Source organism: Actinomadura sp. CNU-125 (genome assembly GCF_001942465.1).
Classification (GTDB): domain Bacteria; phylum Actinomycetota; class Actinomycetes; order Streptosporangiales; family Streptosporangiaceae; genus Spirillospora.
In genome coordinates, this window is sequence record NZ_MKJY01000177.1 from 21,463 (window position 1) to 42,066 (window position 20,604).

20 protein-coding genes and 2 pseudogenes are annotated in these 20,604 nt (G+C 70.7%); 17 read left to right on the top strand and 5 right to left on the bottom strand.

The window, feature by feature from the left end:
* The first annotated feature begins 11 nt into the window (after nucleotides 1–11).
* From BJF79_RS21035 to BJF79_RS21095, 13 genes and pseudogenes are all read left to right on the top strand, one after another.
* Nucleotides 12–1,187: a glycosyltransferase family 4 protein gene (locus BJF79_RS21035; RefSeq protein ID WP_075899872.1), complete on the top strand. Its 1,176-nt coding sequence runs from the start codon at nucleotides 12–14 to the stop codon at nucleotides 1,185–1,187.
* 399 nt (nucleotides 1,188–1,586) lie between these two features.
* Nucleotides 1,587–2,006 carry a hypothetical protein gene (locus tag BJF79_RS21040; RefSeq protein ID WP_075899804.1) on the top strand — a complete coding sequence of 140 codons (420 nt, stop codon included), beginning with the start codon at nucleotides 1,587–1,589 and terminating at the stop codon, nucleotides 2,004–2,006.
* 108 nt (nucleotides 2,007–2,114) lie between these two features.
* Nucleotides 2,115–2,339 (top strand): AtpZ/AtpI family protein, encoded by a 225-nt coding sequence (locus tag BJF79_RS21045; protein ID WP_075899806.1) that lies wholly within the window; start codon nucleotides 2,115–2,117, stop codon nucleotides 2,337–2,339.
* Nucleotides 2,340–2,400: 61 nt separating this feature from the next.
* Nucleotides 2,401–3,198, top strand: a complete 798-nt coding sequence (gene atpB / locus BJF79_RS21050; protein WP_075899808.1) for a F0F1 ATP synthase subunit A — start codon at nucleotides 2,401–2,403, stop codon at nucleotides 3,196–3,198.
* 105 nt (nucleotides 3,199–3,303) lie between these two features.
* A complete protein-coding gene (gene atpE, locus BJF79_RS21055; RefSeq protein WP_026402447.1) occupies nucleotides 3,304–3,537 on the top strand; it encodes an ATP synthase F0 subunit C in 234 nt (77 codons plus the stop codon).
* 31 nt (nucleotides 3,538–3,568) lie between these two features.
* Nucleotides 3,569–4,126, top strand: coding sequence for a F0F1 ATP synthase subunit B (locus BJF79_RS21060; protein WP_075899810.1), 558 nt, complete (start codon nucleotides 3,569–3,571; stop codon nucleotides 4,124–4,126).
* Nucleotides 4,123–4,950 carry a F0F1 ATP synthase subunit delta gene (locus tag BJF79_RS21065; RefSeq protein WP_075899812.1) on the top strand — a complete coding sequence of 276 codons (828 nt, stop codon included), beginning with the start codon at nucleotides 4,123–4,125 and terminating at the stop codon, nucleotides 4,948–4,950. Before BJF79_RS21060 ends, BJF79_RS21065 begins: the two co-directional genes overlap by 4 nt.
* Before the next feature lie 40 nt (nucleotides 4,951–4,990).
* Nucleotides 4,991–6,628: a F0F1 ATP synthase subunit alpha gene (gene atpA / locus BJF79_RS21070; protein WP_075899814.1), complete on the top strand. Its 1,638-nt coding sequence runs from the start codon at nucleotides 4,991–4,993 to the stop codon at nucleotides 6,626–6,628.
* Between the two features lie 6 nt (nucleotides 6,629–6,634).
* Nucleotides 6,635–7,534 (top strand): F0F1 ATP synthase subunit gamma, encoded by a 900-nt coding sequence (locus BJF79_RS21075; RefSeq protein WP_075899816.1) that lies wholly within the window; start codon nucleotides 6,635–6,637, stop codon nucleotides 7,532–7,534.
* 3 nt (nucleotides 7,535–7,537) lie between these two features.
* Nucleotides 7,538–8,967, top strand: a pseudogene (gene atpD / locus BJF79_RS21080) (F0F1 ATP synthase subunit beta).
* A 74-nt stretch (nucleotides 8,968–9,041) separates the two neighbouring features.
* Complete coding sequence (locus BJF79_RS21085) at nucleotides 9,042–9,431, top strand: F0F1 ATP synthase subunit epsilon (RefSeq protein WP_075899818.1); 390 nt, start codon at nucleotides 9,042–9,044, stop codon at nucleotides 9,429–9,431.
* Between the two features lie 31 nt (nucleotides 9,432–9,462).
* Nucleotides 9,463–9,954 carry a DUF2550 domain-containing protein gene (locus tag BJF79_RS21090; RefSeq protein ID WP_075899820.1) on the top strand — a complete coding sequence of 164 codons (492 nt, stop codon included), beginning with the start codon at nucleotides 9,463–9,465 and terminating at the stop codon, nucleotides 9,952–9,954.
* Between the two features lie 170 nt (nucleotides 9,955–10,124).
* Nucleotides 10,125–11,696, top strand: coding sequence for a M28 family peptidase (locus BJF79_RS21095; protein ID WP_143220067.1), 1,572 nt, complete (start codon nucleotides 10,125–10,127; stop codon nucleotides 11,694–11,696).
* A 74-nt stretch (nucleotides 11,697–11,770) separates the two neighbouring features.
* Here BJF79_RS21095 and BJF79_RS21100 read toward each other — a convergent pair whose 3' ends face one another.
* Nucleotides 11,771–12,397, bottom strand: a complete 627-nt coding sequence (locus BJF79_RS21100; protein WP_075899876.1) for a cob(I)yrinic acid a,c-diamide adenosyltransferase — start codon at nucleotides 12,395–12,397, stop codon at nucleotides 11,771–11,773.
* Nucleotides 12,398–12,475: 78 nt separating this feature from the next.
* Here BJF79_RS21100 and BJF79_RS21105 point away from each other — a divergent pair, with 78 nt between their 5' ends.
* From BJF79_RS21105 to BJF79_RS21115, 3 genes and pseudogenes are all read left to right on the top strand, one after another.
* Nucleotides 12,476–14,101, top strand: a complete 1,626-nt coding sequence (locus BJF79_RS21105; protein WP_075899822.1) for a GMC family oxidoreductase — start codon at nucleotides 12,476–12,478, stop codon at nucleotides 14,099–14,101.
* A gap of 419 nt (nucleotides 14,102–14,520) precedes the next feature.
* Nucleotides 14,521–16,022, top strand: a pseudogene (locus BJF79_RS21110) (aldehyde dehydrogenase family protein).
* A 2-nt stretch (nucleotides 16,023–16,024) separates the two neighbouring features.
* Nucleotides 16,025–16,513 (top strand): GNAT family N-acetyltransferase, encoded by a 489-nt coding sequence (locus BJF79_RS21115; RefSeq protein WP_075899824.1) that lies wholly within the window; start codon nucleotides 16,025–16,027, stop codon nucleotides 16,511–16,513.
* Nucleotides 16,514–16,540: 27 nt separating this feature from the next.
* On the opposite strand, the gene BJF79_RS21120 is transcribed toward BJF79_RS21115, so the two are convergent.
* Complete coding sequence (locus BJF79_RS21120) at nucleotides 16,541–17,362, bottom strand: SDR family oxidoreductase (RefSeq protein WP_075899826.1); 822 nt, start codon at nucleotides 17,360–17,362, stop codon at nucleotides 16,541–16,543.
* 49 nt (nucleotides 17,363–17,411) lie between these two features.
* Here BJF79_RS21120 and BJF79_RS21125 point away from each other — a divergent pair, with 49 nt between their 5' ends.
* A complete protein-coding gene (locus tag BJF79_RS21125; RefSeq protein ID WP_262402346.1) occupies nucleotides 17,412–18,107 on the top strand; it encodes a TetR family transcriptional regulator in 696 nt (231 codons plus the stop codon).
* Between the two features lie 15 nt (nucleotides 18,108–18,122).
* Here BJF79_RS21125 and BJF79_RS21130 read toward each other — a convergent pair whose 3' ends face one another.
* From BJF79_RS21130 to BJF79_RS21140, 3 genes are all read right to left on the bottom strand, one after another.
* Nucleotides 18,123–18,911, bottom strand: coding sequence for a site-2 protease family protein (locus tag BJF79_RS21130; protein ID WP_075899828.1), 789 nt, complete (start codon nucleotides 18,909–18,911; stop codon nucleotides 18,123–18,125).
* Nucleotides 18,908–19,504, bottom strand: a complete 597-nt coding sequence (locus tag BJF79_RS21135) for a TetR/AcrR family transcriptional regulator (RefSeq protein WP_075899830.1) — start codon at nucleotides 19,502–19,504, stop codon at nucleotides 18,908–18,910. Before BJF79_RS21135 ends, BJF79_RS21130 begins: the two co-directional genes overlap by 4 nt.
* A gap of 92 nt (nucleotides 19,505–19,596) precedes the next feature.
* Nucleotides 19,597–20,580 (bottom strand): helix-turn-helix transcriptional regulator, encoded by a 984-nt coding sequence (locus BJF79_RS21140; RefSeq protein ID WP_075899832.1) that lies wholly within the window; start codon nucleotides 20,578–20,580, stop codon nucleotides 19,597–19,599.
* Between the last annotated feature and the right edge of the window lie 24 nt (nucleotides 20,581–20,604).

Below are 20,604 nucleotides of genomic sequence, written 5' to 3' on the forward strand. Positions count from 1 at the left end.
GGCGCGAGGGCGTGCGGGAGTACCTGCTGACCATTCTGGTCGCCGCTCTCGTCTCCTACGTGCTGACCCCCGCGGTCCGCAGGTTCGCGGTCTGGTTCGGCGCGCAGGCCGTCCCGCGCGACCGCGACGTGCACGTGATCCCGACGCCCCGGCTGGGCGGGCTCGCGATGTTCGGCGGGATGGTGGCCGCGCTGGTCGTGGCGACGGGGCTGCCGCAGATGCGCCAAGTCCTGCAGGACGGCGACATCACGGTCGCGAAGGCGCTGCTGATCTCGGGCGGGCTGATCGTGCTGGTCGGCATCGCCGACGACCGGTGGGAGGTCGACGCCCTCACCAAGTTCGCGGGGCAGGTCGCCGCGGCCGGGATCTTCATCATGCAGGGCATCCAGATCTATGTGATCCCGCTGCCGAACGGGGAGTCGCTGTCGCTGCCGCCCGCGTACGGGGTGCCGCTGACGGTGTTCGTCGTGGTCGCCACCATCAACGCGGTCAACTTCATCGACGGCCTGGACGGCCTGGCCGCGGGCGTCGTGGGCATCGCGGCGCTCGCGCTGTTCTCGTACGCGTACATGCTGTCGAAGGCGAACGGCATGACGACGCTGACGTCCGCGACGCTGACGGCGGCGGTGCTGTTCGGGATCTGCGCGGGTTTCCTGCCGCACAACTTCAGCCCGGCGCGGATCTTCATGGGCGACACCGGGTCGATGCTCATCGGGCTGCTGCTCAGCGCGTCGACGATCATGCTGACCGGGCAGTTCGACCCGGCGGTCCTGTCGAACGGGCTGTTCCCGTTCTGGGTGCCGCTGCTGCTCGTCCCGGCCGTGGCGGCGGTTCCGTTCATGGACATGCTGCTGGCGGTGTGGCGCCGCACGAACCAGGGCCGGTCGCCGTTCTCGCCGGACAAGCAGCACCTGCACCACCGGCTGCTGCAGCTCGGCCACTCCACCCGCCGCGCCGTCCTGATCATGTACTTCTGGGTGGGGCTGCTGGCGTCCGGGCTGGTCGGGCTGGCGGTGTTCGACGCGGCGTGGATCACGCTCGGGGTCACCCTGCTCGTCGCGGTCGGCGGGGTGGTGCTGGTGCTGGCCGGGCCCGGTCGCGGACGGCGCCGCCGGAAGGACGCGTCCGGTCCGGGCGACACGGGGGACGGCGCCGAGCCCGCCGCCCGCACGAAGATGCCGGTCTGACGAACGCGGTCCGACCCGCCCCGAAGGCCCGCCCGGACGGTCGTTCCGCGCGATGGTTCCGTGATTTGCGCCACTCTGTGACGTCCGGACCCCCGCACACCGGGGGCGGCGCGCGTACCCGTCGGTAATGATCAGGCGAGCAGGGACGCGTCACTCGGTGTGTTCGCTTATGGTCGGTTCTGTCGGCATCCGCCCGGAGACATTCCGGGCGCCGGCGTCGGCCACAATGCCCCCCACCTCGGTGGAACGTCGCGCGAACGGTATCCGCCGACGTGCGTCGATGAGCCGAGCGGCTGCCGGACATCGCATTACCTAGAGGGTAATTGTGGACATTCCGGACGCTTGTGATACCTTTCACGAACAAGAGACGAACACTCAACGTGACCAGCCGGAGCCCTCATGCAACCTTCCGACGCCCGGATGCTCCGCGGCGCCGCGATCCCGACCGCGGTGGTCGGCGTGGGTGCCGTCCTGATCGGCCTGCTGACCGCGGGCACCAAGGGACTTTTCGGCGCGGCCCTGGCCGCCATCGTGGTGATCGCCTTCTTCTCCCTCAGCGCCCTGGTGGTGTCGTGGGCCGGCCGGATCTCCGCGCAGACGATGATGCTGGCCGCGCTGGCCAGCTACGTCGTGAAAATCCTCGTGGTGATGGTGCTGGTCACGCTCATCGACGAGGTGTCGATCTGGAACACGACGGTCTTCGCCTGGTCGGTCATCGGACTGGCCCTGACGTGGATCGCGGCGGAGTTCCGGGTCACGTTGCAGCGGGGGAGGCCCTACATTGACGAGCCCGAGAGCGCCCTGGACCGGAGCCCGTGATGAAGCGCTCACGCACGGTGCCGGCGCCAGTGCCGACACCGCGTCCGGTTCTCAGGGACTACTCCAATATGACCACCGCCATGATGGCCTGCTATCGTCCGGAGCGCGATGAGCGAGCAGAAGCGTCGGCCGGAGGACGGTCAACGGGAATTCTCCGACGCCGCCTGGTCCACACCCAGCTACCTCCTGTCCGGGATGATCATCTGGGGCGGCCTCGGCTGGCTGCTGGCCAAGTGGACGGGACAGATGTGGTTCACCCCGGTCGGCGTGGTCATCGGCATCGGGCTCGCCATCTACCTGATGTACGTGAAGTACGGTCGCCATTCCGCCTGAGCGGCCCCGCCGCCGAGGAAGCCTTCGTGATCCATCGCCACATTGATGAAGGGAACGCCGCGTGAACGCGCAGACGGTCCTCGCCTCCACCGGTGGAGGGGAGTTCCAGGCCCCGGGGCCGGAGCTCTTCGATTTCCCGCCCCTGTTCGCCGGCGGCCCCGAGTGGCTGACCAAGCCGGTGCTGTTCGCGGTCGTCGGCGCCCTCGTCGTGTGCGCCTTCTGCTGGAGCGCGTTCGCCAAGCCGAAGCTGGTGCCGCGGGGCATGCAGAACATCGGTGAGATCGGCTACGTGTTCGTCCGCGACCAGATCGCCCGCCCGTTCCTCGGGAAGAACACCGAGCGCTGGATGCCGCTGCTCATGTCGGTGTTCCTGCTGGTCTGGGTGTGGAACATCTTCGCGGTCGTCCCGGTGCTGCAGTTCCCGATCGCGTCGCACATCGCGTTCCCGATCGTGCTGGCGCTGTTCATCTACTTCATCAAGATCTACCTGGGCATCAAGCACCAGGGGCCGGGCAAGTACTTCACGGACATGATCCCGAAGGGGCTGCCCCTCCCCGTCTACTTCCTGCTGGTGCCGATCGAGTACCTGTCGACCTTCATCCTGGCGCCCTTCACCCACGCGGTGCGGCTGTTCGCCAACATGTTCGCCGGGCACATGATCTTGGCGTTCTTCAGCCTCGTCGGCTTCTGGTTCCTGTTCGAGAAGCCCACGGCCATGGGGTTCGGAGTGGGCATCGTCGGCGTGATCGTCACCATCCTGCTGACCGCGTTCGAGCTGCTCATCCAGTTCCTGCAGGCTTTCCTGTTCGCGATGCTGGCCGCCATGTACATCCAGAGCGGACTGGAAGCCGACCACTAAAGGCCACACGGTGTCGCTCTGCCCCCCGGCCGGCGCCCCAAACAGACAACCTCGATAAGCCAGACCGGCGGACACTCCGCCGGCCGACAGAAAAGGAAAGAACCCATGACGGGAGTGCTCGCCGCCGTCGAAGGCAACGTCACCGCGATCGGGTACGGCCTCGCCGCGATCGGCCCCGGCATCGGCATCGGCATCATCTTCGGCCAGGGCGTCAACGCGATCGCCCGCCAGCCGGAGCTGACCGGCGTCATCCGTACCAACATGATGCTGGGCTTCGTCCTCACCGAGGCGCTGGCCCTCATCGGCCTGGTCGCGCCGTTCATCTTCCAGGGCATCTGATCGGGCCTCAACCCGAGGAGGGGCTGTAGACATGATCACAGCGACTTCCGTCCTCGCGGCGGAGGAGAACAACCCTCTGCTTCCGCACCCGTACGAGCTGGTCGTCGGGATCTTCTCGTTCCTGATCGTCCTCATCGTCGTCGGCAAGATCCTCGTGCCGCGCATCCAGCAGACGCTGGAGGAGCGGCACGACGAGATCGAGGGCGGTCTCCGGCGGGCCGAGGAGGCCAAGGCCGAGGCCGACCGCATGCTCGAGGACTACAAGGCGCGGGAGAAGAAGGCCGCCGTCGACGCGTCCGAGGCGCGTCGCAAGGCCGAGGAGCAGGCCGCCGAGATCGTCGCGGAGGCCAAGGAGCGGGCCCAGGTCGAGGCCAACCGCATCACCGAGGCCGCCAAGGCCGAGATCGAGGCGGAGCGCCAGCAGGCCCTCGCGGCGCTGCGCGCCGAAGTCGGCACGCTCTCGGTCGACCTCGCCGGACGTGTCGTGGGCGAGTCCCTTGAGGACAGCGCGCGGCAGAGCCGGGTGATCGACCGGTTCCTCGAAGAGCTCGAGGACCGTGCTCGCACGCAGGAGCAGATCACATCATGACCATCACGGGAGCGGTGAGCAGGGCGTCGCTGGCCGAGGCCGGGGAGCGGCTGGAGGCGGTAGTCGCCTCCGGCGACGCGGACCTGGCCCGGCTGGGCGGCGACCTGTTCTCGGTGCTGCACCTGATCGACCGCGAGCACGGGCTGCGGCGGGCGGTGTCGGACCCCTCGCGGGACGGCGCCGACAAGGCGCAGCTCGTCCGGATCCTGCTGGAGGGCAAGGTCACCCCGGCCGCTCTCGGGCTGGTCGCCGACGTCGTCGCACTGCGCTGGTCGTCCCCCTCGGAGCTGGCGGACGCGGTGGAGGTCCTCGCGGTCACCGCCGAGGCCGCGCGCGCCGAGGCGGACGGCAAGATCGACGACCTGGAGGACGAGCTGTTCCGGTTCTCCCGGCTCGTCGAGGGCGAGGCGGAACTGCGCGCCGCGCTGACGAACCGCGCCCTGCCGGACGACCGCAAGGTCGGGGTCCTCGGCGCGCTGCTGGACGGCAAGGTCACCGCGGCCACGTCGGCCCTGGTCACCGAGGTCGTACTGCGGCCCCGAGGACGTACGCTGGAGGGCGGGCTCGGCGAGTACGGCAAGCTCGTCACCCGGCGCCGGCAGCGGCTGGTGGCGCTGGTGCGCACGCCGGTGGAGCTTTCGGAGTCGCAGCGGACGCGGCTCGCGGCGGTGCTCGCCGCCGCGTACGGCCACGACGTACACCTGAACATCGAGCTCGACCCGTCCACGATCGGCGGCCTGTCGATCCAGATCGGGGACGAGATCATCGACGGCACGATCGCCGGACGGCTGGACGACGTCCGCCGGCGGCTCGGCACCGGCTGAGGCCGGCAGAGCTGACCCAAAAGGGAGCAAGAGAGGAATCATGGCGGAGCTGACGATCCGTCCGGATGAGATCCGGAACGCGCTGGAGCGCTTCGTCCAGTCGTACGAGCCCGAGGCCGCCGCGCGCGAAGAGGTCGGCACCGTCGTCGATTCGGGCGACGGTATCGCCCACATCGAGGGGTTGCCCTCCGCGATGGCGAACGAACTCCTGGAGTTCGAGGACGGTACCCGCGGCCTGGCTCTGAACCTGGACGTGCGCGAGATCGGCGCCGTCGTCCTGGGTGACTTCAGCGGCATCGAGGAGGGCCAGAAGGTCCGCCGGACGGGCGAGGTCCTCTCGGTCCCCGTCGGCGACGGCTTTCTCGGCCGTGTCGTCGACTCGCTGGGCAACCCGCTGGACGGCAAGGGCGCCATCGAGACGACCGAGCGTCGTGCCCTGGAACTGCAGGCCCCCACGGTCGTGCAGCGGCAGTCGGTGAGCGAGCCGCTGCAGACCGGCATCAAGGCGATCGACGCCATGACGCCGATCGGCCGCGGCCAGCGCCAGCTGATCATCGGTGACCGGCAGACGGGCAAGACGACCGTCGCCGTGGACACCATCATCAACCAGAAGGAAGCCTGGGAGTCGGGCGACGAGAGCAAGCAGGTCCGCTGCATCTACGTCGCGGTCGGCCAGAAGGGCTCCACGATCGCCAACGTGCGCCGCTCCCTGGAGGAGGCCGGCGCGCTGGAGTACACCACGATCGTGGCGGCCCCGGCGTCCGACGCGGCCGGCTTCAAGTACATCGCCCCCTACACCGGGTCGGCGATCGGCCAGCACTGGATGTACCAGGGCAAGCACGTCCTGATCGTCTTCGACGACCTGTCGAAGCAGGCCGAGGCGTACCGCGCGGTGTCGCTGCTGCTGCGCCGCCCGCCGGGCCGTGAGGCGTACCCGGGCGACGTCTTCTACCTGCACTCGCGTCTGCTGGAGCGCTGCGCGAAGCTGTCGGACGACCTCGGCGCCGGTTCGATGACGGGTCTGCCGATCATCGAGACCAAGGGCAACGACGTGTCGGCCTACATCCCGACGAACGTCATCTCGATCACCGACGGGCAGTGCTTCCTGGAGACGGACCTGTTCAACCAGGGCGTCCGGCCGGCCATCAACGTCGGTATCTCGGTGTCGCGAGTCGGCGGTTCCGCCCAGGTCAAGGCGATGCGCAAGGTCGCCGGTTCGCTGAAGCTGGCGCTGTCGCAGTTCCGTGACCTGGAGGCGTTCGCCGCGTTCGCGTCCGACCTGGACGCCGCGTCCCGCGCCCAGCTGGACCGCGGCGCGCGCCTGGTCGAGCTGCTGAAGCAGCCGCAGGGCAGCCCGTTCCCGGTCGAGCAGGAAGTCGTCTCGGTGTGGGCGGGCACGTCCGGCCAGCTGGACGACGTCCCCGTCGCCGACGTCCGTCGCTTCGAGCGCGAGTTCCTGGACTACGTCAAGCGCGAGGAGGGCGGTCTGCTGACCTCCGTCCGCGAGACGGGACAGCTCTCCGACGACGGTCTCGCCGCTCTCGAGCGCACCATGACGTCCTTCAAGAAGGGCTTCCAGACCAGCGAGGGTGAGCTGCTGGGCGCGGAGGAGAACGTCGAGGCGATCGACGAGGAGGCCGTCGGCCAGGAGACGATCACCCGCGTCAAGAAGGGCTGACGGGCGATGGCCCAGGTTCGCCAACTCCGGCAGAAGATCAGGTCGGTCAAGTCGACGGCCAAGATCACGCGTGCCCAGGAGATGATCGCCACCTCGCGGATCGTCAAGGCCCAGCAGGCGGTGGCGGCGTCCAAGCCGTACGCCGACCAGATCACGCAGGCCCTGTCCGCGCTGGTGAGCCACCACGTCGGTGTCGATCATCCGCTGTTGCACGAGCAGCCGACCGACAACCGCAGCGCGGTGCTGATCGTCACCAGCGACAGCGGCTTCTGCGGCGCGTACAACGTCAACGTCATCCGTGAGGCCGAGGCGCTGATCAAGCGGCTGCGGGAGCAGGGCCGCGAGCCCGTCCCGTACGTGATCGGCAACAAGGGCATCACCTGGTACCGGTTCCGCGACCGGCACATCCAGGAGACGTGGTCGGGCTTCACCGACCGGCCCGACTTCGCCTCGGCGGAGCGGATCGGCCGGCGGATGACCGACGACTTCCTGAAGACGGACGCGGAGGGCGGCGTCGGTGAGATCCACGTGGTCTACACCGAGTTCGTCTCGATGCTGACGCAGGAGGTGCGGGTCACCCGCCTCATGCCCCTGGAGATCCAGGAGGACAAGGGGCTGGACGGCAAGGTCCCGCCGGCGTACGACTTCGAGCCGTCGGCGCAGGCCGCACTGGATCTGCTGCTGCCCAACTATGTCGAGAGCCGCATCTTCCACATGCTCCTGCAGTCGGCGGCGTCCTACCAGGCGTCGAAGCAGCGGGCGATGAAGTCGGCGACCGACAACGCGAACGATTTGGTCGAGGTCTACACGCGCCAGATGAACCAGGTGCGGCAGGCCATGATCACCCAGGAAATCAGCGAGATCGTCGGTGGCGCTGACGCGCTCGCCGATTCTGGCGGGGAGTAGATAATGACTGCACAGGTAGAGACGGCGACCGCGACCGGGCGCGTCGCCCGTGTCATCGGCCCGGTCGTCGACGTGGAGTTTCCCGCCGACGCCATCCCGGAGATCTACAACGCCCTCCGTGTGGAGGCGACCCTGGGTGAGGACACCCAGACCCTGACCATGGAAGTCGCCCAGCACCTCGGCGACAACATGATCCGGGCCATCTCGATGAAGCCCACCGACGGCGTCGTCCGCGGTGCGCCCGTCGTCGACAGCGGCGAGCCGATCTCGGTTCCGGTCGGCGACGTCACCAAGGGGCACGTGTGGAACGCCCTCGGTGAGACGCTGGACGTCCCGACGGCCTCCCTGGAGGTCAACGAGCGCTGGGGCATCCACCGCAAGGCGCCGGCGTTCGACCAGCTGGAGTCCAAGACCGAGATGCTGGAGACCGGCATCAAGGTCATCGACCTTCTCTGCCCGTACGTCAAGGGCGGGAAGATCGGCCTGTTCGGCGGCGCCGGTGTGGGCAAGACCGTCCTCATCCAGGAGATGATCCGGCGTGTCGCCCGCAACTTCGGTGGCACCTCGGTGTTCGCGGGCGTCGGCGAGCGCACCCGTGAGGGCAACGACCTCTGGGTGGAAATGGAAGAGGCGAACGTCCTCAAGGACACCGCCCTCGTGTTCGGCCAGATGGACGAGCCGCCGGGCACCCGTCTGCGGGTCGCGCTGTCGGCGCTGACGATGGCCGAGTACTTCCGTGACGTCCAGAACCAGGACGTGCTGCTGTTCATCGACAACATCTTCCGGTTCACCCAGGCCGGCTCGGAGGTCTCCACGCTGCTCGGGCGCATGCCGTCCGCGGTGGGCTACCAGCCGACCCTGGCGGACGAGATGGGCGTGCTGCAGGAGCGGATCACCTCGACGCGCGGTCACTCGATCACCTCGATGCAGGCGATCTACGTGCCCGCCGACGACATCACCGACCCGGCGCCGCACACCACGTTCGCGCACCTGGACGCCACCACGACGCTCTCCCGGGCCATCACCGAGAAGGGCATCTACCCGGCGGTCGACCGCTCGACTCCTCCTCGCGGATCATGGACCCGCAGGTCCTGGGGAACGAGCACTACGACGTCGCCCAGGAAGTGATCCGGATCCTGCAGAAGTACAAGGAGCTGCAGGACATCATCGCGATCCTCGGTATCGACGAGCTGTCCGAAGAGGACAAGGTCACCGTCCAGCGGGCGCGGCGCATCGAGCGTTTCCTGTCGCACCCGATGTACGTGGCCGAGCAGTTCACCGGCCAGCCCGGTGTGACGGTGCCGAAGGACGAGACGGTCGCGTCCTTCAAGGCCATCGCCGAGGGCAAGTACGACCACATCCCCGAGCAGGCGTTCTTCATGTGCGGTGGCATCGAGGACGTCGAGAAGAAGGCCAAGGAGCTGGAGAAGTAATCCGCTCCGGCGCGGCCGGGTCCCCCGCCGGGGACCGCGCGCCGGAACCGCTCCAGTAATCGGAGGATTGTGACGTGGCAACCCTGAAGGTCGGGCTGGTCTCGCCGGAGCGCGAGGTCTGGTCCGGCGACGCCAAGATGGTGGTCGCGCAGACCATCGAGGGCTCGCTCGGCATCCTGCCGGGGCACGCCCCGGTGCTCGGCGTCCTCCTCGACGGCAGCGTGGTCAAGATCGAGCCCGCCGACGGCGGCGCGCCGGTCACCGCGATGGTCGGCAGCGGCTTCTTCTCCGTCGCGGGCGACGAGGTGTCGGTGCTGGCCGAGCAGGCCGAACTGAGCAACGAGGTCGACGTGGCGGCGGCGAAGCGCGCGCTGGAGGCGGCGCAGGCGTCCGGCGACGACGAAGACGGCACGGCGGAGCGGCGGGCGCTGGCGCGGCTGCGCGCGGCGGGCGTCGAAGCCTAGTAAACGAGGCAGAGCGGAACGGCGGGGGGATTTGGGCGAGCACCTGGCACTGGACGTCGGCGCGGTGCTCGCCGCCCTCGCCGCGGTGTGCGTGCTCGTCTTCCTCGCCATGGCGGTACGCCGCCGCCTGTTCGTGCGCGGCGGCGGCGCGGTGGAGTGCAGCCTGCGGGAGCTGCCGGCCGTGGAGGGCGGCGCCCCGGGAGTATGGCGCCTGGGCATCGGCCGCTACAAAGGCGATGTCCTGCACTGGCACCGCGTGTTCGGTCTCAGCAGAAGGCCCCGGCAGGTGATCCACCGCCGGGGCCTCGTCGTGTCCAACCGCAGGCGCCCGGATCCGGAGGAGGCCGACGGCCTGCTGCCGGACGTGAGCATCATCGAGGTCCGCGACGGCGACCTGACCGTCGAACTGGCGATGGGCGCGTCCGCGCTGACCGGCTTCCTCGCCTGGCTGGAAGCCGCGCCCCCGGGCTTCCCGGTCGACCTCCACGTCCCCGAGTCGCCGCCTGAGTCGCCGTCCGAGTAGCCGCCCGAGTCGCTGACCCGGCCGCGTTCGTGCGTTTCGCCTACCGGTTCGGCATGGACCGGTAAGGGCGCGGTATCGGTTCGTTTCACGAACGGCCGTGCGGCTTGATGTGCACTTAACGCACGGAGAAGATCACGATCAGTCATCTCTCTCCGTCGTCAGGAGTGCAAGTGCGCAAGCTGCTCAGTGGTTCGGCCGTGACGCTGCCCGCCGCGACCGCGTTGATCCTGGCGCTGTCGGCCATGCCCCCGGCGGGCCCGGCCGCCGCCGCGGCGCCGTCCGAGGACGACCTCGCCGACCTCGTGACGATCAAGGACGTGCGGCGCCACCTGGCGGCGTTCGCCGAGATCGCCGAGTACAACGGCGGCAACCGCGCGGCGGGCACGCCCGGGTACGACGTGTCGGTGAAGTACGTCGTCGGGCGGCTGCGCAAGGCGGGGTTCTCCCCGACCGTCCAGAAGTTCACCTACCCGTACTGGCTGGAGCGCTCCGACCCCGTCATGGCCCGCACGTCCGGCAAGGGCAAGGGGAAAGGCAAGGGGAAGGGCGGCGGCAAGGGGAAGGCCTACGAGGCGAACCTGGACTTCGCCACGATGATGTACTCCGGTTCCGGGGACGTCACCGCCCGCGTGATCCCCGTGGACGTCCCGGCCAAGGGCAAGGAAGGCACCAGCGGGTGCGAGAAGAAGGACTTCAAGGGGTTCGACAAGGGTGCGATCGCGCTGATGCAGCGCGGGAAGTGCACGTTCGAGCTGAAGGCCAAGCGCGCGCGGGCCGCAGGTGCCGCGGCGGCCATCATCTACAACAAGCCGGGTGAGGACGGCCCGATCAGCGGGACGCTCGGGAATCCCGCGAAGCTTCCGGTCGTCGCCCCGAGCCACGAGGTCGGCGCCGAACTGGTGAAGGCCGCGGCCAAGGGCAAGCTGACGATGCGGGTGAAGACCGACACCGAGCACGGGAAGCAGACGTCCAGCAACGTCGTCGCCGACACCGGGCGGGGCCGCGCCGACAACGTGGTGGTGGCCGGGGCGCACCTCGACAGCGTGCCGGACGGTCCGGGCATCAACGACAACGCGACCGGTGCGGCCGCGCTGCTCGCGGTGGCCGAGGAGATCGGCGAGCTCGACGCGGCGGGGCTGCGGAACCGGGTGCGGTTCGCCTGGTGGGGCGCCGAGGAGGAGGGGCTGCGCGGTTCGACCCACTACGTCGAGGAGTTGGACCCGTCCGACCGGCGGCACATCGCCCTGAACCTCAACTTCGACATGCTCGGCTCCCCGAACGGGGTCCGCGGCGTGTACGACGGCGACCACTCGCTCGGCATGGGCGCGACCCCGCCGGCCGGTTCGGCGGCGATCGAGAAGATGTTCCGCGAGTACTTCGAGGGTCGCGGCCTGCCGACCACCGACTACATCTTCAACGGACGGTCGGACTACGGCCCGTTCATCGAGCACGGCATCCCGGCGGGCGGTCTCGCGACCGGCGCGGACGGCGTCAAGACGGCGGCCGAGGCGAAGGCGTACGGGGGACGCGCGGGCAAGGCGTACGACCCGTGCTACCACCAGAAGTGCGACGGGCCGAAGAACGTGAACACGAAGCTGCTGGACACGAACGTCGACGGCGTCGCGCACGTCACGCAGTTGCTCGCGGCGAGCACGGTCGCCGTCAACGGCGCCGCCCGGACGCTACCGGCGAGGCGTGCCGCGGCCGCCCCCATGTGGAGCGGCGGTCACCTGGTCCGCTGACCGACCGGACGAACGGGGCGGGTGCCGACCGACCGGCACCCGCCCCGTCCTCGTTCCGCGGATCGTGCGTCGCGTCAGCGGTCGCCGCCCGGCTTCCACAGGACGTCGCCGTGTTCGGCGTTCGCGACCCTGCCGAGGATGAACAGCAGGTCCGACAGCCGGTTGAGGTACTTCACGGCCACCGGATTGACCCCGCCCTCCACGGCGTCCTCCGCGTCCACGGCGGCGGCGCCGTGCGCCTCGACCGCCGCCCACCCGGAGCGTTCGGCGCGGCGCGTCACCGTCCGCGCGACGTGCAGCAGCGCGGCGCCGGGCGTCCCGCCGGGAAGGATGAAGCTGCGCAGCGGCCGCAGCTTTTCGTTCTGTTCGTCGCAGGCGGCTTCGAGGCGTTCGATGTAGGACGGGTCGATGCGCAGCGGCGGGTACTCGGGGTTCGCGACGACCGGGGCGCACAGGTCCGCGCCGACGTCGAACAGGTCGTTCTGGACGCGGACGAGGAGCGCCGCGACGTCCTGCGGCAGGGCGCCGAGGGAGAGCGCGACGCCGATCGCGGCGTTGGCCTCGTCCACGTCCGCGTAGGCGGCCAGGCGCGGATCGGTTTTGCGGGTGCGGGACGCGTCGCCGAGCGCGGTGGTCCCGTCGTCGCCCACCCGGGTGTAGATCTTCGACAGGACGACGGGGTTCTCCCTGTTCTTCGCCATGTCGGTCACCCTAACGCCGGGCTTCGCGCCGAAGAGCGTTCGGTAGGGTTCGACCGACATCGTCCGCCGGGAGGCGTCGTGTACGACTACATCATCGTGGGCGCGGGCAGCGCCGGGTGCGTGCTGGCGGCCCGGCTGTCGGAGGATCCGTCCGTCACGGTGCTGCTGCTGGAGGCGGGCCCGCCCGACGACGCCCCGGAGATCCACATTCCGGCGGCCGTCGCGTCGCTGATCAAGGGCCCGTACGACTGGGACTACTCGACCGTCCCGCAGGAGCACGCCGCCGGACGCAGCGTGTACTGGCCGCGCGGGCGGACGCTCGGCGGCAGCTCGTCCACCAACGCGATGATCTACATCCGGGGCGCCCGGCACGACTACGACACCTGGCGGGACGGGCACGGCTGCACCGGCTGGGGCTATGAGGACCTGCTGCCGTACTTCCGCCGCGCCGAGGACCAGCAGCGCGGCGAGACCCCGTACCACGGCGTCGGCGGCCCGCTGCGCGTCGAGGACCTGCGCTTCAAGCATCCGCTCACGCAGGCGTGGGTGAAGTCGGCGAAGGCGCACGGGCTGGCCGCCAACCCCGACTTCAACGGCGCCGACCAGGACGGCGTCGGTTTCTACCAGGTGACGCACCGGCGCGGACGCCGCTGGTCGGCGGCCGACGGGTACCTGCGTCCCGTCGAGCACCGCCCGAACCTCACCGTCGTCACGGACGCGCTGGCGACGCGCGTGCTGATCGAGGGCGGACGGGCGGCGGGCGTGACGTACGAGGTGCGCGGGGAGCCGCTGACGGCCCGCGCGGACGCCGAAGTGATCCTCTCCGGCGGGGCGGTGAACAGCCCGCAACTGCTGATGCTCTCGGGGATCGGACCGGCCGATCATCTCCGCGAGCACGGCATCTACGCGCTCGTCGACTCACCGGTCGGCCGGAACCTGCAAGACCACCCGTTCGTGAACGTCATGTTCGCTACGCCCCGGACCAAGAACCTCTGGGAGCAGGCCAACCCGGCGGCATTCGCGCTGCACGCGGCCCTGGGGCGGGGTCCGTACGCGTCGAACGTCGCGGAGGCGGGCGGGTTCGTCCGGACGTCCGAGGGGCTCCCCGCACCGGACCTGCAGTACCACGTGATGCCGACCCCGTTCATCGACCAGGGGCTCGTCGAACCGTCCCAGCGGCTGCTGTCGGTGATGGTGACGGCGATCGCGGTCCAGAGCCGGGGCGCGCTCACCCTGCGCTCGGCGAGCCCGCACGCCAAGCCGCTGATCGATCCGGCGTACCTCGCCGCGGAGCCGGACCTCGACATCCTGGTGGCCGGGGTGAAGCAGGCCCGCGCGATCGCCGACACCGGCCCGCTGGCGAACCTGCTCGGCGGCGAGTACGCCCCCGGCGAGCAGGCGTCCGACGACGCGGCGATCGCCGAGTTCGTCCGGCGGGAGTGCGCGACGCTGTTCCACCCGACGAGCACGTGCGCGATGGGTCACGGTGACGGGGACTCGGTCGTGGACACCGATCTGCGCGTGCGGGGCGTCGACGGGTTGCGCGTGGTCGACGCGTCCGTGATGCCGTCGGTCCCGCGCGGCAACACCAACGCCCCGACGATCGCGATCGCGGAGCGCGCGTCCGACCTGATCCGCGGCCGGACCCCGCTGAAGCCCGCGACCGAGGACGCGACCGCGACGACCACCGCCAACGCCCGATAAGACGAGGAACGCCCCCGACCTTCCGGTCGGGGGCGTTCGGTACGGGTGCGTACAGCCTGCGGGCGTCACCGCTTGAGGGCCTTCGCGATCCGGACGCGGGCGGCCTTGCGGGCCTCGCTCCGGGCGCGCCGTACGCGGTCGTCGATGATGTCCTTGGTGATCTCCGGGCGGATCATGGTGTCTCCTCGTTTCCGCCGGGCCCTCGCGGCCCGACATCTACGAGGTTCGTCCTAAGGCGCCCCCCTCCGCATCGGGACGACGGCTTATCTCCGGGCCCGGGACCGCCTTAGATGGGGCCCTCCGGGTACGCATCGCCTTATAGGTACGGGGGAGGGGTCGAGGATATGCGGCATAAGGTGCTTTACTAGCGAGTACCCCGCATGCAAGCGAACACTTACTGGCCCTCCCGGGAGGTTCCCATGTCCGTGGCCACGGAGAGCACCGAGAAGACGTTCGCGTCGCTGAACCCGGCCACCGGCGAGGTCGTCGCCGAGCATCCCGTCCATGACGCCACCGACGTCGCCGCCGCGATCGACCGCGCCACGGAGGCGTCCCGCTGGTGGGGCGAGCTCGGCCGGCGCGAACGGCGGCTGCGGCTGCTCAACATCAAGGGAGCGCTCGCCCGCAACCTCAACCGGATGGCCGAGATCATCCACCAGGAGACCGGCAAGCCGGTCGCCGACGCCCAGCTCGAAACGATCATGGCGATCTCGCACCTGGACTGGGCGGCCCGCAACGCCGGCAAGGTGCTCGGGCCGCGCAGCGTCTACCCGGGCATGATGGCGATCAACCAGAAGTGCACGCTGGAGTACCAGCCGCTCGGCGTCGTCGGCGTCATCGGTCCCTGGAACTACCCGATCTTCACCCCGATCGGCTCGATCGCCTACGCGCTCGCCGCCGGGAACGCCGTCGTGTTCAAGCCGTCCGAGTTCACCCCGGGCGTCGGGACCTACCTCGCCGAGCTGGTCGCCGGGGTCGTCCCCGAGCACCCCGTCCTCCAGGTCGTGACCGGGTACGGCGCGACGGGCGCGGCGCTCGCGTCGTCCCCGCACATCGGCAAGCTCGCCTTCACCGGCTCGGCGCCCACCGCCCGCAAGGTGATGGCGGCCTGCGCCGAGAACCTCACCCCGATCGTCGCCGAGTGCGGCGGCAAGGACGCCTGCATCGTCGACGCCGACGCCGACCTCGACGCCGCCGCGGACGCCGCGCTGTGGGGCGCGATGTCCAACGCCGGGCAGACCTGCATCGGCGTCGAGCGGATCTACGTCGTCGACCGCGCCTACGACGCGTTCCTCGGCAAGCTCACCGACAAGGCCCGCGAGCTGCGGCCCGGCTTCGACCGCGAGGCCGCCTACGGCCCGATCACGATGCCTCCCAGCTGGAGATCATCGAGCGGCACATCAAGGACGCGATCGACAAGGGCGGCAAGGCGGTCGTCGGCGGGCCCGAGTCCGTCCGCAAGCCCTACGTGGAGCCGGTCGTCCTCACCGACGTCCCGGACGACTCGGCGGCGGTCTGCGAGGAGACGTTCGGCCCGACGATCACCGTGCACCGCGTCGGCAGCCTCGACGAGGCCGTCGAGAAGGCCAACCGCGTCAACTACGGCCTGGCCGGGACGATCTTCTCCGGCAACAAGTCCCGCGCGATGGAGGCGGCCCGCGCGATGCGCTCCGGGATGACCTCGATCAACGCGTTCGCCGCGTTCGCGCAGGTCGCCGCGCTGCCGTTCGGCGGCGTCGGGGAGTCGGGCTTCGGCCGCATCCACGGCGCGGACGGGCTGCGCGAGTTCGCCCGCCCGAAGGCGATCACCCGGCAGCGGTTCGGCACCCTGAACCTGACCTCGTTCGGCCGCTCCGACAAGGAGATGGCCCGGGTCCTCGGCCTGATCAACATGCTGCACGGCAAGCACTACAAGCGGTGATCATGGACGGTGGTTTCGCACCGGTGCGCAGCGGCTGGCGGGCCCCGCTGCGCCCGGTGCCGCCGCCCCCGGCCGGGTTCCGCCGGTTCGCCGCCGCCGACCTGCCCGTCCTCGGCGCCCTCATGTGGGACGCCTACCGCGGGACCCCCGACGAGGACGACGTCGGCGGCCCCGACGGTGCGCTGCGCGAGCTGCGGCTGACGCTGGCCGGCGAGTACGGCCCGTTCCTGCCGGACGCGTCGTACGTCGCCGAACCGGACGGACGTCCCGTCGCCGCGGCGCTCGTGACCGTCTACCGGGACGAGCCGCTGCTGGCGTTCCTGTTCACCGCGCCGCCGCACACCGGCCGCGGCCTCGGCCGCGAGCTGATCCTCGCGGTCATGCACGCCCTCGCCGAGCAGGGGCACGACACCCTCACCCTCGCCGTGACCCGCCGCAACCGCCGGGCCCGCCTGCTCTACCACCGGCTCGGGTTCGTCGAGATCCACTGACGGTCCCGGCCGCGCGGGGCCGGAGGCTCAGCGGAAGTCGTCGGCGTGGTCGGCGGCCCAGTCGGCGAACGTGCGTCCCGCACGTCCGGTGATCCGCTCGACCTCGCCGGTCGGTTCCACCTCGGCGTCCACGGACGACGCGCGCAGCCGGAGCAGCACGTCGACCAGGCCTTCGCGCATGTAGGGCTGCGACAGCATCGCCTCCCGCGCCGCTTCGGGGGTGATCTCCTCGAAGGACGCGGGGGCGCCGATCGCCGCGCCGATGGCGCGGACCTTCTCCGGGTTCGTCAGCGCCTCGGGGCCGCTCAGCACCGGACGGGCGCCGACGAGCGCGTCCGTCAGCAGGGCGCGGCCCGCGACGGCGGCGATGTCGCGTTCGTGGATCGGCGTCGTGCGTCCCGTCGCGTACGGTTCGCGCACCGGTTCGCCCGCGCGGATCGCGTTCCGCCAGCCCAGCGCGTTGGACGCGAACTCGCCGGGACGCAGGAACGTCCACTCCAGCCCGGACTCCTCGATCGCCCCCTCGAACTCCAGATGGTGGGCGGCCAGTTCGTTCGCCGGGTCGGGGTCGAGCGCGGCGGCCGACGACAGCATCACGACGCGCCGGACGCCGTGCCCGGCGGCGCGGGGGAGCAGGTCGCCGAGACCGCCCCAGAACACCGCGGGGTTGAGGAAGACCGCCGTGACGCCGTCCAGCGGCATGTCGGCGGTGCGGGCGACCTCGACGTCGGCGGGCAGCCGCGCGGACGCCGGGTCGCGGGTGAGCGCGCGGACCTTCGCGCCCGCGCAGAGCAGCTCGCCGACCACGTGGCGGCCGACGTTACCGGTGGCTCCGGTGACAAGGAACATGGCGCGTTCTCGCTTTCCGTTCGGATGACGCCATGCTTCAACCAAACGGATGAACTTGTCAACCAACTGGATGAAGTCGATGCCGCGCGGCTACCATGACGGCGTGACGGAGAGCGAGAGCAGGCCGCGGGCGCGCCGCGCGCCCGAACCGGACGAGCGCAGGCTCGACGCCGAGCGCACGCGGGCGCTCCTGCTGGAGGCGGCGCTGGACGAGTTCGCCGCCAAGGGCTACGCGGGCGCCCGCGTGCAGGACATCGCCGACCGCGCCGGGGTCAACAAGCAGCTGATCAGCTACCACTTCGGCGGCAAGGAGGGCCTGTACCGCGAACTCGGCCGCCGCTGGCGGGAGCGCGAGGCCGAGTTCAACGATCCCGCGATCCCGCTGCACGAGCTCGTCCTCATGTACCTGCGCATCGCCATGGCCGATCCGCGCGGCAGTCGGCTGGAGTCTTGGCGCGGCCTCACCGCGGACGTCGGCGACGCCGCGGCCGGGCCGCCCGAGGACCTGTCCGACATGGATCGCCGCAAGGCCGCCGGGGAGATCGCCGCCGACCTCGACCCCGGGTACGTCATGCTCGCCCTGCAGGCGATGGTGTCGCTGCCGGTCACGCGGCCCACGCTCGTCCGGCGCGTCCTCGGCGTGGACCCGGAGTCACCCGAGTTCCGCGAACGCTACGCCGACCAGCTCGCCCGCATCGTCCGCCGCCTCCGCCTCGCGGACGGCGAGGCGGAGGCGGCGGACTGACGGGTCACTGACGGGTCACTGCCGCCAGAACTGGAACAGCGCGTGGCCGATCGTGATCTGGAGTTCCTCCAGGCCGATCGCGTCGGTGATGTAGTAGACGAGGTTGAAGAATCCCTCGTTGATGGGGCCGAGCCACAGCAGCGCGACCAGCACCAGGAACGCGTACCCCGCGTACTGGTTCGCCTGCCGCACCCAGCTCCGCGGCAGGTACGGCTCGACGATCCCGAAGCCGTCCAGGCCCGGGATCGGCAGCAGGTTCAGGACCGCGGCCGTCACCTGGAGGAACGCCAGGAACGCCACGCCGACCCAGAAGATGCTGTGGGAGTCGTCCGCGAACAGGTTGAGCAGGACGGCCAGCACCGCGGCGAACACGATGTTCGACAGCGGGCCCGCCGCCGAGATCAGGCTGTGCCGGATCTTCCCGCGGATCGCGTGCCGGTCGATCCACACCGCGCCGCCGGGCAGGCCGATCCCGCCGAGCAGGATGAACAGCACCGGGATCGCGAAGCTCAGCACCATGTCGGCGTACTTGAACGGGTTGAGCGTCAGGTAGCCCTTGGTCGCGACGCTGTGGTCCCCGGACCGGAACGCCGTGAACGCGTGCCCGAACTCGTGCAGGCACAGCGACAGCACCCACCCGGCCAGCACGAACACGAACAGCGCGATCCGGGCCGGCTGGTCGGTGATCTGCCCGTACCGCCACGTGACCAGCCCGGCCAGCACGGTCACGGCCACGATCGCCAGGAACACCGGGCTCGGCCGGACCGCCGAACCTCCCCGCGCCTTGCGCGCGATGTCCGTCATCTGCAAGCCCCTTCCGCCGCGATGGCCGGTACGACGTAGGTGCGCAGGAAGCGGCGCAGCCCGTCGGCGTCCCGGCCGCGGTCCATCACGATCAGCGAGGTGATGATCCGGAAGAGGAACTCCACCGTGCCTTCCACCTCGATCTCCGGCCTGAGTTGCCGCTGCCGCTGCGCGCGCTCGAAGTGCGGACGGACGTACTCGCAGCACAAGTCGAGGACGTGCCGGGCCGCGCCCGCCACCGCCGCCTGCATGTGCCCCGCCGCCTCCGGCACCAGGAAGTGCGCGATCGTCGGCGCGCCCCGGACGTACTCGACGGCGTCGAGCGTCCCTTCGACGATCGCCTCCGGCACCGACCGCTCCGCGCGGAGCCGTTCGGTGAGCCGGTCGAGGAAGCGCAGCAGGTCGCGCACCACGACGGCGAGGATCAGTTCGTCGCGTCCCCCGGTGATCGCCCGGTAGACCGTCGCCCGGGACAGCTTCGCCGCGGCGGCGATGTCCTCGACGGTGGTCTTGGCCACCCCGAACCGGCCGAAGCAGTCTTCGGCGGCGTCGATGATGCGCTCACGGGTGGCGTCGGAGGCGACCGGGGGCATGCCTGAACACTACCGGCCCCCGCCCGGTGACCGATCTCACCCGTCGCGGCGGCCGGGGGCGGGACGGCCGCGGCCGGTTCAGGCCAGGACGGTCAGCAGCCGGCCGCGCGGAGGTAGCGGCGGCCGAGGGCCGCGACATGGTCGCGCAGCTCCGGCGGGGAGACGACCTCGAAGTCGAGGCCGAGCATGCCGAGGTAGGCGGCGACCGTCTCCAGGCTGTCGGCGCCGGTGACCAGCACGCAGCGGTCCGCGGACACGGACTCGACGACGCCGACCGTCGCGTTGATCCGGGACAGGACCCGCTCGGCCGGGGCGTGCACGGTGACGCGGGCGTGGACCTTCCAGCCCGTCGCCGCCACGTCCCGCAGGACGAACGAGGTGTAGTCGCCGCCCGGCAGCGGCGTGGGGACGAAGGCCGGGCCGCCGGGCGTGCGGAGCGTCATCAGGTCGGCGCGGAAGGCCGACCAGGCGCCGGTGTCCGGGTCGCGGGCGACGAGGTACCAGCGGCGGCGCCAGCTCACGAGGCGGTACGGCTCCACCAGCTTGCGCCCCGCGGTCGCGGCCGTCGCCGACGGCGGTTCGGTTCCGGCGGGCTCGACGGCCGCGGCGTAGTCGAAGCGGAGCCGGACGCCGTCGCGGACCGCCGCGGCGATCGCGGTGAGGAGCGCGGCGTCGGTCTCGGGGTCGGCGACGTCGGTGTCGAGGTTCTCCGCGCGCCGCGACGTGGCCTCGTGCAGGGCGACGACCTGGCGGCGCAGCCGGTGCGGGAGCACCTGCTCCAGCTTCGCCAGGGCGCGGGCGCCGCTGTCGGCGATGCCGCCGACGCCGGTGGCCGCGCGCAGCCCGATCGCGACGGCGACGGCCTCCTCGTCGTCCAGCAGCAGCGGCGGCAGCTTCGTTCCCGCGCCGAGCCGGTAGGAGCCCGCCGCGCCCCGCGTCGCGTCGACCGGGTAGCCGAGCTCGCGCAGCCGTCCGATGTCGTTGCGGACGGTGCGGTCGCTCACGCCGAGGCGTTCGGCGAGCTCCCGACCCGTCCAGTCGGGCCGGGACTGGAACAGCGAGAGCAGCGCCAGCAGGCGTGCGGACGTTCCAACATTTCT